Raw genomic sequence first — 13865 nt, forward strand, 5'->3', positions numbered from 1 at the left:
ACGCTCAATTAGATTATGATTTGGGGAGGTTTCGGATGATATGAAAATCTGGAAGAATTACGTTTCACTTCTGCTAACGGTCTGTTTGCTGTTTGGCAGTGTAGGTATTGCCGCGGCTGCAACGGACACCACTCCGGGCACAGGCAAACACATTACCATTCTACATACGAATGATACGCATGCCCGTGCAGTTGAATCTTCACCTGCGATGGGTTTTGCCAAAGTAGCTGGAATCGCTGATAAATATCGTAGCGAAAATCCGAACACAATCCTGCTTGATGCTGGAGATGCTGTACACGGTACAACATTTGCCACCCTTGTGAATGGCGAGAGCATCGTGAAAGTCATGAATGAAATGGGATACCAAGCGATCGTACCGGGTAACCACGAATTCAACTATGGTTCAGATCGCCTGATTGAACTGGCAGACATGATGAATTTCCCCATGCTGAGTGCCAACGTGAAGAAAAAAGACGGAACACGTCTCTTCGATCCTTACCTCATTAAAGAGGTGGATGGTGTGAAGATTGGTATTATCGCTTTGACTACACCGGAAACGTTGTACAAAACGAATCCGAAAAACGTAGAAGGTCTTGATATTACAGATCCATCTGCGGAAGCCAAAGTTCTGGTAAACGAAATTCGCAGCAAAGTCGATGTTGTTGTTGTCTTGGGACACCTTGGACAAGACGCATCCAGCACGGATACTAGTTTCAAAGTCGTTAAAGAAGTTCCTGGCATCGATGTATTCATTGATGGTCACAGTCACACAGTACTGCAAGATGGCCTTGTATCTGACAATGGAACATTGATCGCAAGCGCAGGAGAATACACGAACTATGTAGGGGTTATCGATCTGTGGGTAGACGGTGGCAAAGTCACGAAGAAACAAGCAACATTAATTGATGAAACGGAAGCAAAAGACATCAAACCAAATGAAAAAGTTGCGACTCTTGTAAACTCCATTCAAAAAGAACAAGAGCCTATCTTGAAAGAAGAAGTAGCCAATACAGCTATTCTGCTGGATGGTAAACGTGAACAGGTACGTGCAGGTGAAACTAACCTGGGTGACCTGCTTGCAGATGCCATTCGTGATATCAGCAACGCTGATATCGCACTGACTAATGGTGGAGGTATCCGTGCTTCCATCGAAAAAGGGATCGTAACTAAAGGTGATGTTATCACCGTGCTTCCTTTTGGTAATCAAGTGGTAACCCTTGAAGTGAAAGGGTCCGATATTCTGGCAGCCCTTGAAGTCGGTGTAGCTTCCTACCCGGAGCCAAGCGGTGGATTCCCGCAAGTATCCGGAATCAAGTTCAAAATTGATGCTTCGGCTGCAGAAGGTAGTCGCGTACATTCCGTAACGGTCGGCGATAAAGCGATTGATCCGGAAGCAACCTATACACTTGCAACAAATGATTTCACAGCTGTTGGTGGTGACGAATACACCATGTTTGCCAAATACCCAACAACAGGTATGTATGGCGCGCTGGACGAAGCATTGATCAATTACATGCAGAAGCTTGGAGCTGTAGACATCAAAACAGATGGTCGAATCAGTGAAGCAAAAAAACCTGCAGTAGAGCCGGAAACTCCAGCAGTAGAAACACCAGCTCCAACTAAGCCACAACCAGAAACACCAAAACCGGAAAAGCCGATTAAACCAACACCAAGCAAACCAGCTCCAGCCAAACTGCATGTTGTGAAATCCGGTGATTCCCTGTACTCTATCTCCAAACAATACGGCACAACTTGGCAGACATTGCAAAAGCTGAACAATATCAAAAATCCACACTGGATCTATCCAGGTCAACAATTGAAATTGCCTGCTGCTTCTTAAGTTCAACAACATAACAAACCTATCTTGTTATAACCAAAAAGGTGTCCCCCAAGCCAGATTACTGGTTAACGGGGGACACCCTTTTTATGATCTCATTTCTTTTATTAACCTTCATACACGTTAGATACATGATCATTCCATATGGACATATCCTGCTAAAATTGACAATCATCTGAGGCAAAAATAAATCCCTGCCCAGCCTTTACGGACCAACTTTCTCATCTATCTTCGATACCGAACTATATAAAAACGCTCCGGAATCACCCTGTTCATGCGGTTCGTGTACAATTCATTTCGACATCTCTGTCTTCTCAAAATTGCATACTTGCACATTAATCCGCCCTGAGCATGATGATCTTGAAATCCTTAATCATAAAATCATTTGTATACTGAATACAGCGATCCCCATTTAGTTATTTCGTCTGATACAACAACTAAAATCTCGCCGATTTGTATGCCTATAGCCCTCTTTTTCAGGGTCGATTTGGAATTTCAGCAATCAAAATCATCTACCGCATCATATTCGGTACTACAATATGAACTTATATCATTAACGAATCCCCTTGAAATGATTAGCCAACTAGATCTAGGAAGTGAGCTGTTCCTTCACGTAAAGCACAGCTTCCTCAGCCGTTAACCCGATTCGTTTCGATTCACCTGATGCTGCAAGTGCATGTGATCCAAGTTCAACCTGCCCTTCTGCTGCCCCTCGGCCAATTACGATCTGCACAGGCAATCCGATCAGCTCCGCATCCTTAAATTTCACACCAGGACGTTCATCCCGTTCATCAACCAAAACCGTGTAACCACCATCGATTAATTGCTGTTCCAGGTCCAGGGTGAGTTGACGCTGCTGCTCATCCTTCCAGCTTACGGGAATCAGATGCACATCATATGGCGCCACAGCGGCAGGCCATCTTATGCCTTCATCTCCTGCATACTGCTCAGCTATAGCGGCCATCAGGCGAGATACGCCAATACCGTAACATCCCATGACTGGTGCGCACTGGCGACCATTACGATCCAGGAATGAAGCGCCCATGGCATCACTATATTTGGTTCCCAATTTGAAGATGTGTCCAACCTCAATGCCTTTGGTAAAACCAAGTGGTGATCCACATGACGGACAAGCATCCCCTTCAGCAGCAAAGCGAATTCGTTCTACTCGCTCCAATGCAAAATCAATGCCTGGGCGTACGCCGGAAACATGCATATCCACTTCATTGGCTCCTGTGATTGCACTCTTCATCACTGCCACGTCAGCGTCCACCACCATCGGCAGATTCAGTCCAATCGGACCCAGAAAACCGACCTTCAGACTCGGATGTGCCGCAATGGCTGCATCGTCTGCAAGGATCAGTTCCTCAGCACCCAACACCTGCTTCAATGCGATGTCATTCAATTCATGATCTCCACGTACAAGGGCAGCAACGAGCTGACCGTCTGCCAGATAAAGCAGTGTTTTGATCATATGATTAGCAGCTTCGCCCACAAAGGCGCTTAACTCTGCGATCGTACGAACGCCTGGTGTCGAGATACGTACTACGCTTTCCACCCCAGATTGCTCATCCGTTTGAACTGCGGAGTCTGCTTTCGAAGAGACATCAGGAACTTCCGATTTCCCTTTTAGTTCACCACTATCTCCTGAAGTCTGATAGTCAGCTTTCTCCAGATTCGCAGCATATCCGCAATGTTTGCAGGTGACAATCGTATCCTCACCCACATCAGCAAGAGCCATGAACTCGTGTGTTTCCCCTTGACCGCCAATCGTTCCTGCGTCCGCCTCGACCCGGATATAGTCCAGACCACAACGTTCCAAAATGCGACTGTAAGCTGTATTCATCGCCTGATAGGTACGATCAAGTTCTTCCCAATCGGAAGCAAAAGAGTACGCATCTTTCATGATAAATTCACGGCCGCGCAGCAATCCAAATCGAGGACGGCGTTCATCCCGGAATTTGGTTCCGATCTGGTACAGCGTGAATGGCAGCTTACGATATGAGTTCACCTCATCCCGCGCTAACGCAGTTACAACTTCCTCATGTGTTGGTCCAAGAGCAAATTCCCGTGCATGACGATCCTTCAGACGCATTAATTCAGGACCATATTGTGTGTACCTTCCGGACTCTTCCCACAGTTCGGCGGGCTGCATAATTGGCAGCAATACTTCCTGACACCCAGCACGATCCATCTCTTCTCGAACGATTCGTTCAACGTTCAACAATATACGGCGTCCAAGAGGCAGGTAACTGTAGATCCCTGCTGCCAGTTGGCGAATCATACCGGAACGCAGTAACCAGCGATGTCCCGCAGCATCTGCCTCCGCTGGCGCTTCACGTAATGTTGGAACAAGCATTTCACTTTGACGCATTTGGACCCACTCCCCATCTTCCTTTTTGTTATCAAAATACGGCGCATAAACAGCAAAAAGACACATCCGTCAAGGGACGAATGTGTCGTGGTACCACCCTTGTTTAACTGCACATTAATCCGTTCGCAACCTGTGCGACCTGTAGAATGCAGTCCTACGGGGCATAACGGGCCCTGCCGGCGGATGTTGCAACCCTGAATGGGTATTCTCTTCCGCAGCTCGCGAGGTAGGAATCATGAAGCAGCTACAGGAACCTTGCACCACACTGTCCCCTCTCTGTTGAAGCTGGCTTGCACAATCATGTCCTCGTTATAACGCTGTTCTCATTTTTGATCACATTAGTGCATTTACAAGTAATTGTCAACCGATTAGTTGAATACAACCCCAGAATAATATTCCACTACATCACGAATGAGCATAAAGGCATCCCCATTCGTAAGGCTGTTTTTGTCAGCGATGCCAGCAAGCGTATCCTCACTTATCCAGTTTTGCTTTTGCAATTGAGCGAGTGCCTGTTCAAGTGATGTCTCAGTTTCTGAAGATCCCATTACAAGACATAACATATACGCAGCTTGGTCCAACGTTAAAGGTAAGGTTGAGGCATTCTTCATACCAACTACATACGGGTCGGCACTGCCTGTGTAGGCTTCTGGAAACATGGCTTGCATTCTTTTCAATTTACTTAAAAATCGTTCTGGATTCATCACTTTATCCAGTTCCCAACCATCATTATTATAATTGCCTGAAGTCATGTACATACTCGCGGCAGCCAGCAATCCCTTATAATCCTTATGTTCCATATACTTAGGCTGTTCGAAGTGATGTACCTTTAGATCCATACCCTGTTTTTCAAGCATTTTGCGTAATTCAGATGCTCGCTCTTCAGAAGCTGAGATTTCTCGAAAGGACTCCTTATGGATGTAGGCCAGTTTGACCGCTGCTCCTGCTGCTTCTCCCTCTGCCATTCCCAGCGGCACAACTCTCGCACTGCCATGTGGGATTGTATCATAACTTGCTGCTCGTCCGACGACAAGCAGACCATCCACCTTTAGCGGAACAAGCGAACGAAAAGGTACACCATATTGAATCGGACTTAACATAATCGTACCGGCATTTCCAACACTCGTGCTCTGAATATCAATATCGTACGAACCGTACCCAATGGCATCCCAATGATCACGATTTTCCATGACATCCGCTAAAGTTAATCGATACTCGCCATAGATGTGACGTGACTCCCTCACATAAAGCTCATTCGCTGTTCCGGCATATTCCAGCCCTGCGAATTCATCATAGTTTTTCTTCAGAAAATCAACAATTCGTGGGGCTTCTTTATTCCCGATCTCCAAACCTTCTTTCACAGATATGGGATCTAACGGGTCTACCCCAAAGATCTGCATCGTGTTAACCAAGATTGTATCATCATTTTGTCTTCCAATATTCAGACTGCGAATCTTAATATGTTGTGGATTGGAGGATTCATATTTTCGAGCATCACCGTACCCCCAAGCACTCATCTTATCAACCCCGGTTCCCTCTCTTTCCCTAAACTTTTGCCATATCTCATCTGTAACACCGCTTAGCTTGAATACGAGCGTAGAGACCATTTTGGATTTACCATCTCCAATATCTTGCCTGCCTATGGAATATGGAACTCCTGCAGCGGCTGCAATATCCGCATCTTGGGTCGCATCAATGATGGAGCGGGTTGATATCTGAACCGTTGTTCCGTCTTGTTTCGTTATACTCATCCCCGTTATTGTCGTGTGATTTCCCGTAGATTGTTCAGTAAGGGGAACTAATTCCTTCGCGTTCATCAACAGGTCAATATTAGGTTCAGAACGAACCATCCGATAGAAAACGTTAGCTGCTGTATGGGTATCAAATGAACTGCCCTCGATCTGGTCAAACCATTCCTGGAAAATGCCCTTGTTCAAAAAGTCCGGCTGACGCAAACTACTCAATAACTGCGGTTGTTCAGGGGAATAGTTTAGATCCAGCGTATTAAGGCCTCCCTCGGTTAACAATCCGCCCAACATGTTGCGATCCCTTGCTTCCACAAGCAATACACGCATTCCATTACGAGCAGCTGATAAAGCAGCGGTGATACCCTCAGGATCTGTTCCAGCTACAATTACGTCATAGGAATCTTTCAAGGTTATTGCAGATTCTACGTTCTCCAAGGGCTGCCATACATAATTATTATTAAATTTATAATTCTTGTTCCAAATATAGAATGCACCATAGGCAGCGCTCATTAAAACAATAAACACACTGGCTGTAATCGCTGTTATTTTCAATTTTCTACTAATCAAAGAAACAAACCTCCATATGTATTTTAAATTCGAAAATATAATACATGAGTAAGCTATAAATAATAAAAAACTTCCCAACACTTCAAACGGTGTTAGGAAGTTTTGATTATTAAACGAAAACTCTACTTGTATGTTGTCATAGATACAGAAAAAAACATGGGACAGTTCCTAACTTTCCTCATTATAACGACCACTTTTTAAGAAGTAAAGACTTACCAAAACCGGAAATACATCAGAAAGATAATCAAACACTTAGACTGTTCATTCATCCAGATTACCATGAATTCGATAACGATGGCTGACATGACAGCACGTTCCCTGTAATATAGAGAAATAGAAATCTACCACAGGTATTAATCGATAAAGGAGCATGTCCTATGCCATATATCATATATGATCTTGAATTCACGGTAAGCCGCAATACTCGCTATTCTTCTGAAATTATTGATATCGGTGCTGTTAAAGTTACGGAAAATGCAGAGGGATTGACCGTTACGGATACGTTCCATACGTATGTTCGTCCTTCCAACAAGTCCGTTCTGTCCACTGACACGATTCAGTTTACAGGTATCACACAGAAAGATATTGATGCAGCCCCGCTTTTCCCAGAAGCATTGAACCAATTCATTGCCTGGATGGGAACTGATCCCTATTACATGTGTTCCTGGGGACCCGATGACCGCAGCAAACTGATCTCTCATTGTCGCACCCATCAACTGGATGTGGCCTGGATCACCAATCATAACGATCTCCAGCAACAATGGTCGCGCACCATGCGCAAAGAAGGCAAGTTCCGTCAACTCGGTCTCGCTCAGGCTCTTGAAATCTGCGGAATCGAATTCGATGGTACCCAACACCGTGCATTGGATGATGCCATCAATACAGTCAAGGTGTTCATGCATCAATTTGACCAATTCACGCTGGAAAACAACTGTGCAGCCGATGATGAGGGCATTACATCCAAGGTCGTTTATTCCAGCTCCACAGAAGATGAAGAGAAAGAATCTCCATTTGGCAATCTGGCAAGCCTTTTCAAAAGCAAAGAGTAACCGTCCACAGCACGGTACACTATCATGTCTTGCCTCAGCATAGATGGCCTTCTAATTTCAACTTCAATTGTACATTTGTTGCCAGTAGCTCAGGCGCTCTTTCATCTTGATGCGGCAGATCTCAGGTTCAAGGATTTCCGCATCAGGTCCATATTTGGATATCCATACGAGAAACTCCTCATCATCACTTAATATGGCTTCAAATAACAGGCTACCTTCCGGTTCTATAGTTAAAATGGGGCGTATATAGAATTGCTCCTGCATTACACGCTCTACAGCATGGGGTGCAAATCGAATTTTGAACGCAGTCCACTCCGTACTTCCCTCATATGCCCAAGGAATGCGAAAGTGTGATTGGATCAGATAATCCTCTTTGCGAAACGTGCGTGGCAATATTCGTATCTTTTGCAGCCGGCTCACCTGATATATTTGAAGTTTCTCCGACAGGTGGCAATACCCCAACAGCTCAAATCTGTATTCACGAGGGATAAGACAGTAAGGATCTATGCGTACGATCCCTTTTTTACCTTGAGACAGATACTCTCCTTCAATGGTGTTCTGTGAAATGCCAGCCTGAAGCAGGCTAATCAGGGATTGATTCTGTGAATCGTTGTTTTCATATTGCCATACAGGCAATCCCAATTTGAATAATCCACTAATTTGCTCAGACCATTCCACGCGTTCTGTTTTGTTTTTCTGACTCGAAGCAACCACTTTCTCATAGGCGCTCTCAAAAGCAGGTCTCAGCAAAGGACGAATATTCTCCATAACTTCAGCAAGATGCATGAAAGCTTGGGCTTCTTCATCAGACCAATTAAGCGGATACATCGCAAAATGGCTGATAAACATGTACCCTTGTCCGTGTCCCATATTGGCGATCGGGATATGCATTGCACTGAGGGCCTCCATGTCGCGGTATATCGTCCTTTCCGTCGTCTCGCATCGCTGGGCAAGCTCACGTGCCAGAATACCCGGCTTGGCTTGTACTAGCGTGATAATGCGCATTAATCGGATTAGTCGGTCTGTCATTTTGCCGGACCCTCCACGTTGTTGTTTCAATAAATTTGATACAACTCCATCCATAGTTTAATATGATATTGATACATACATTCGACCTTCTCCCAAACTTCACCTTCAAAACTATGTAGACTCGTTCTCTCTATACCGTTACCATCTCAAATCAACCCTATTCGCCTAATATCTTTTGTTCACGGTCATGATATCCGGTTGTAAACGTGATCTCATAGTGATAACGCAGCTTTTCAACAATCTCAGCTTCTGCGTAATAATCCAGATCCTGCTTACGTGCAGCTTCGATTAACAGCGCATCTGCATGACGACGCAACATATGACTTCCCTCTTGAACCCGGCCTCTTTCATAAGCACGTAAGGCTTGCTTGATCAGCGGTACGGTTTCATTTAACTTAATGGTCTTCTCTACCTTCGGATCTTCCGGTTGCCGCAGCATGCCCAGGTGACTGGTGTACTGAATATACAGCTGCTCTCTTCGTAACAGTACACGTTGACTTTGCTTTAATTTTCTGGTGCTCCAGTAGGCCGAACATACGGCTGCTTTTCCTGATACATGGGGTCCCATAACGAATTCAAGCAAAATTTGCTTACTCTCTCCCTTGTATACATCTCCAAGCCTTAGTAACCAACCAATATCCGTTTCTTTGGAACGACATCCATAAATCCCTTTAAGTTGTACTCCGAATTCCGGTTTGAGCAAAAGTTCCAAATCTCTTGATACAATTTTGGGTGCTATTTTCCTAAGTCTTTTGGCAGGGGCACCATTACGCCACTCTACCATCATATATACGGGGTCGGCTCCCCCTGTCGGTATGGCCTCTTTATTCCACGAATAAGATACTTCAAAGACTGAGTTCACTGGTAGTCTCTCCCCCGATTTATGTGTATTATCTTCTAAGTTATCAGGGTGAATGGACACTATATTGTCACGGAACACATGTTCCCATAAAATTTTTCCAATATATTAGTTTTCTATCCCTTAATCCGTCTCAATACGACAATAAACGACGAAAAAGCCTGGCGCTATGCCAAGCTTTTCAATCACTTATCTATGACAAGTCCCAAATTAAACAGTAGGATGATTCATTCCCATTTTGTGTAAAACTTGTGTGCCATCTGCTTCGATAACGGGAGCATAGGTTACACTGTCAATGACCAGCTTACGCCCTACTGGCTCTCCGTTAACAGTGATCATAATCGTTTTGGTTGAGGTGTTCTGATTGGCTGTATACATATGTTTCTACTCCTTCGTGTTCACGATCTTCTATTCAATCGGATATATTGGTATCGTTCATTAAATTGCGCATTTGTGAATAGCATGCACCCGGAACTGAAGTAAAAGATCTGTTAAAACGGTCCGGTGTGCTTGCCTATCGTTCTATTACCCAACAAACTTATAAGCTAAACAGCCCTTTTTCTAAATATTTTTGAAGATTTCGGGTAATAAAACGATATCATCTTGAACCCATTGTCCCGGTTTTGACGTATAATGTAAGAGCCGTGTTTCAACAATAGACGACGAATTCGGCGATCGACATACCTAACCGAAGAAAGAGGTGTTAACGATGCCAAAATCCATTCAGGGTTATTTCATTCGGGTGTTATTCACTACATGCATTCTATTTACCGTTTCCATAGCATCCACAGTAAGTGCAGCCAGTGCCAATATTTTTACGGATATATACAGCGGATGGGAGCGAGTCTCCGAACTGCCTGGAGAAGTGAACGCCTTGCAGGAAAGTTATAAGCAAACGATGGAGCAATTAAATCAAACGTCCGCTCAATTGGGACAAGCCCAGGCCAATGTCGAAGCATTTAAGACCCAGAACGAACAACTACTGGCTCAGAACCAGAAACTTACTGAAATGGTAAGTAAACTGCAAGATGATCAGAATGCCAAAGCGGCTGCCAGCAAACGAATTCAGACGATGATCATCACTGTCGTTTCTCTCATATTAGGTTATTTTGTTTTGATTCGTGTGATGCGCTGGGGAATGCGTCGCCGTTCGGGTCGAGTATAAAAGAACAGGAGCAACTGCATGAACATACACCTGAACAATGCTGAAGCCAGCGGAGCTGGACAAGTTGTTACGTTCTCGTTGATTAAAGATGACCGCCTTCATATCTTGCATCCACAGCAAATTGTGGCCTTCCGTGGTCCAAGTGGGAGCCGTAATGATAAATTCATGAATATCACGGGCATATATCGCAAAAAAAAGCTGATCAAGTCCGAAATTACAGGACCGTGTCAATTTGTGGCTGCCCTGCCTCCCGGATTCACCATGAAGGAAGTGGAGCTCACAGAGGACAGTGATCTGCTCTATGACTTCCGCCACCTGTTCTTCTACTCTGATGGTGTAACGATGCATACCAAAATTCAGAAAATCAAAAATATGCTGATCACCCGTGATGCAGTAAAAATGAAATTTTCCGGCAAAGGCAAAATCGGATTGCTCACTCAAGGCCAGGTCTGTCAACAGGAACTGCACCCGACAGCACCATTGTATGTGGATGCCGGCAGCATCATTGCCTATCCCGAGAATGCACATCTGGAACTCACGGTATACGGTAACAACCTTGCCAGTCAGCATATGAACTATCATTGGAAGATGACAGGACATGGCTCGGTACTCTTTCAGGCCGGACGTGAGAATCGTCGCTTGGAACAGGATCTCAACGATGAGGGACTGTTCAAACGAATTCTGAAAGAAGTGATCCCTTTCGGCAATGTATTGATCAAATAAACTGATTCAATGGGCTGTTAGTTGACGAAGCCGACCGATTAGCTTCCACTATGCTCCAGTGGGGTGGTCACCACGCCCTTTCATTGTTATAATGGTTCAGACAATTGAAGAAGAAAATCCATGCCGACGGCATGGGAGAGGTTCGCGAACTCCCTCTATAAGACTTGACCCTATGATGGTCAGTATAAGTCTTGCGTACACGTTGCAGTCATATGCAATCATGTACGTAAAAAACTAAGGACACTTACTCATCGTTGCTTTTTTTGAAGCAGTTATTGAGAAGGTGTGTTTTTTGATGGATGCCAGTTCATGAACTTCTCTGTTCTTCCGACACTCTATGCCTAGGTGCATGGTTTGATCTCAAGAAGATGGAGAGGTTTTTTTATGTTGAACGAAGAAAAAGCAGTCGTTGTATTCAGCGGTGGTCAGGATAGTACCACGTGTCTGTTCTGGGCCAAACAACAGTTTGCCGAAGTCGAGGTCGTTACGTTTGATTACGGTCAGCGCCACAAGTTGGAGATTGAATGTGCAGCCCAGATCGCTCGTGATCTGGGCGTGCAGCAAACGGTACTGGATATGAGCCTGTTAAACCAGCTTGCACCCAATGCACTCACTCGCACGGATGTGGAAATTACACATGAAGAAGGCGAACTACCCAGTACATTTGTAGATGGACGAAATCTGCTGTTCCTCAGTTTTGCAGCCATTATGGCAAAGCAAAAAGGAGCTCGTCACCTGGTTACAGGTGTATGCGAGACGGATTTCAGCGGATATCCGGATTGCCGGGATTCCTTTGTGAAATCGATGAATGTGACACTAAATCTGTCGATGGATTATCCATTTGTCATTCATACCCCACTCATGTGGCTGGACAAAGCGCAAACGTGGAAAATGGCGGATGATCTCGGTGCTTTTGATTATGTACGCGAGCGTACCCTGACTTGTTATAACGGCGTGATCGGCGATGGATGCGGAGAATGCCCTGCCTGCAAACTGCGCAAAGCCGGACTGGATCGCTATGTGGAGCAGCGTACTGCTGCTGAATCAGTGGGAGTGGATGTGCGATGAGAGAACCTGGAACATTCCGTATTGTGGAGCATCTGCAACGCATCGGAGAAGATATCCTCCCCACTCAGCTACGCTATCACCGCAAACGTGTGCTGGTCAGCAAAGAGTTTACCTTTGACGCGGCACATCATCTGCATTGTTATGAAGGCAAGTGTAAGAACCTTCACGGTCATACGTATAAAGTGATATTTGGCATCAGCGGTTATCCGGGGGAAACCGGGCTGACGGTTGATTTTGGACATATCAAAGATATATGGAAAACTCAGATTGAAGGTTATCTGGATCATCAGTACCTCAACGAAACACTGCCTTTAATGAATACAACGGCTGAAAATATGGTCGTTTGGCTGTTCGAGCAGATGGAACATGCGCTCCAGACGGAGCCCTATGCCGGGCTGACCGATGGCGGGCGGACGGAGTTTGTAAGGCTCTTCGAGACACCAACCAGTTACGCGGAAGCGAGACGGGAGTGGATGATTGATGAGTAGTGTGGAAAAGCAGGAGCTTACCTCCTCAAGCAGAGACGTCGGCATACTTTACCCCTCATCCGATGCATCCGTTGAGGAGCATGCGGTGAATGAGACGGAACCTCGCAAAGAATCTCGCATCCCTGTGATGGAGATTTTTGGTCCAACGGTTCAAGGCGAAGGCATGGTGATCGGGCAAAAAACGATGTTTGTTCGCACCGCGGGCTGCGATTATCGCTGCTCCTGGTGCGACTCGGCCTTTACCTGGGACGGCAGTGGCAAGGACCAGATTCGAATGATTACGCCGGAGGATGTATGGGAAGAATTGCGCCGCGTTGGCGGCACGCGTTTCTCCCATGTCACCATCTCTGGCGGTAATCCCGCCCTGCTCGCTTCGCTGGGCGGATTGGTTGCCCTGCTGCGGGAGAACGGCATCCGCACCGCGGTGGAGACGCAAGGCTCCCGCTGGCAGCCTTGGCTGGCGGACATTGACGAAGTCACGGTCTCGCCTAAGCCACCCAGCTCCGGCATGGACACGGATTGGTCCGTGCTGGATGATCTGATCGGACGGCTGGCCGCTGGCCCGGCAGAACGAAGCCATAGTCTGAAAATCGTGATCTTCGATGAGACAGACCTGGACTATGCCCGCCGTGTGCATGAACGGTATCCAGGCACGGATTTATTTTTACAAACCGGGAACCCGGATGTGACTTCCGCCGATACGCCAGATCTGGCGTCCTCGCTGCTTGCTCGTTATGAGTGGCTGATCGACCAAGTCAGTGCATCCGATGACCTGAATGATGTTCGTGTGCTTCCACAGCTTCATACGTTGGTATGGGGGAACAAACGCGGCGTTTGATGGGCAGTATGGGTGGAATGGGCGGCATGATGTACGGATGAGGATGAAAGATGAAACACCAAGATAATAAAGAGAATTAAACAGGCAAATCGCCTATTCATATATACCGCAAGGCTTCGG

Annotated in this window: 12 protein-coding genes; 7 read left to right on the forward strand and 5 right to left on the reverse strand. The window is 45.8% G+C overall.

Features of this window, described 5'->3' with window-relative positions; genetic code table 11:
• Positions 1-40: 40 nt before the first annotated feature.
• On the forward strand, positions 41-1840 hold the full coding sequence (locus MHH93_RS09500; protein WP_500053843.1) for a 5'-nucleotidase C-terminal domain-containing protein: 1800 nt from the start codon (positions 41-43) through the stop codon (positions 1838-1840).
• Between the two features lie 586 nt (positions 1841-2426).
• Here the strand turns inward: MHH93_RS09500 and MHH93_RS09505 are convergent.
• Positions 2427-4211 carry a proline--tRNA ligase gene (locus MHH93_RS09505; RefSeq protein WP_500053844.1) on the reverse strand — a complete coding sequence of 595 codons (1785 nt, stop codon included), beginning with the start codon at positions 4209-4211 and terminating at the stop codon, positions 2427-2429.
• Positions 4212-4579: 368 nt separating this feature from the next.
• Positions 4580-6526, reverse strand: a complete 1947-nt coding sequence (locus MHH93_RS09510; protein WP_500053845.1) for an FAD-dependent oxidoreductase — start codon at positions 6524-6526, stop codon at positions 4580-4582.
• A gap of 377 nt (positions 6527-6903) precedes the next feature.
• Between MHH93_RS09510 and MHH93_RS09515 the strand changes: the two genes are divergently transcribed.
• Positions 6904-7575, forward strand: coding sequence for a 3'-5' exonuclease (locus MHH93_RS09515; RefSeq protein WP_500053846.1), 672 nt, complete (start codon positions 6904-6906; stop codon positions 7573-7575).
• Between the two features lie 63 nt (positions 7576-7638).
• Here the strand turns inward: MHH93_RS09515 and MHH93_RS09520 are convergent, their stop codons facing one another.
• The 3 genes from MHH93_RS09520 to MHH93_RS09530 form a co-directional block, all read right to left on the reverse strand.
• A complete protein-coding gene (locus tag MHH93_RS09520; protein WP_500053847.1) occupies positions 7639-8604 on the reverse strand; it encodes a helix-turn-helix transcriptional regulator in 966 nt (321 codons plus the stop codon).
• A 157-nt stretch (positions 8605-8761) separates the two neighbouring features.
• Complete coding sequence (locus MHH93_RS09525; RefSeq protein WP_500053848.1) at positions 8762-9466, reverse strand: hypothetical protein; 705 nt, start codon at positions 9464-9466, stop codon at positions 8762-8764.
• A 207-nt stretch (positions 9467-9673) separates the two neighbouring features.
• A complete protein-coding gene (locus tag MHH93_RS09530; protein ID WP_500053849.1) occupies positions 9674-9841 on the reverse strand; it encodes a hypothetical protein in 168 nt (55 codons plus the stop codon).
• A 331-nt stretch (positions 9842-10172) separates the two neighbouring features.
• Here MHH93_RS09530 and MHH93_RS09535 point away from each other — a divergent pair, with 331 nt between their 5' ends.
• The 5 genes from MHH93_RS09535 (at position 10173) to queE (ending at position 13745) form a co-directional block, all read left to right on the forward strand.
• Positions 10173-10628, forward strand: a complete 456-nt coding sequence (locus MHH93_RS09535; RefSeq protein WP_253431362.1) for a hypothetical protein — start codon at positions 10173-10175, stop codon at positions 10626-10628.
• A gap of 18 nt (positions 10629-10646) precedes the next feature.
• Positions 10647-11351 (forward strand): AIM24 family protein, encoded by a 705-nt coding sequence (locus MHH93_RS09540; RefSeq protein ID WP_105600752.1) that lies wholly within the window; start codon positions 10647-10649, stop codon positions 11349-11351.
• A gap of 387 nt (positions 11352-11738) precedes the next feature.
• Positions 11739-12419: a 7-cyano-7-deazaguanine synthase QueC gene (queC, locus tag MHH93_RS09545; RefSeq protein ID WP_500054096.1), complete on the forward strand. Its 681-nt coding sequence runs from the start codon at positions 11739-11741 to the stop codon at positions 12417-12419.
• Positions 12416-12907, forward strand: a complete 492-nt coding sequence (gene queD / locus MHH93_RS09550) for a 6-carboxytetrahydropterin synthase QueD (RefSeq protein WP_036611465.1) — start codon at positions 12416-12418, stop codon at positions 12905-12907. The genes queC and queD overlap by 4 nt, the downstream gene beginning before the upstream one ends.
• Before the next feature lie 127 nt (positions 12908-13034).
• Positions 13035-13745 (forward strand): 7-carboxy-7-deazaguanine synthase QueE, encoded by a 711-nt coding sequence (queE, locus tag MHH93_RS09555; RefSeq protein WP_500054097.1) that lies wholly within the window; start codon positions 13035-13037, stop codon positions 13743-13745.
• The last annotated feature ends 120 nt before the right edge of the window (positions 13746-13865 follow it).

This window comes from Priestia sp. FSL H7-0729, assembly GCF_038005685.1.
In the GTDB taxonomy this organism is placed as follows: Bacteria; Bacillota; Bacilli; order Paenibacillales; family Paenibacillaceae; genus Paenibacillus.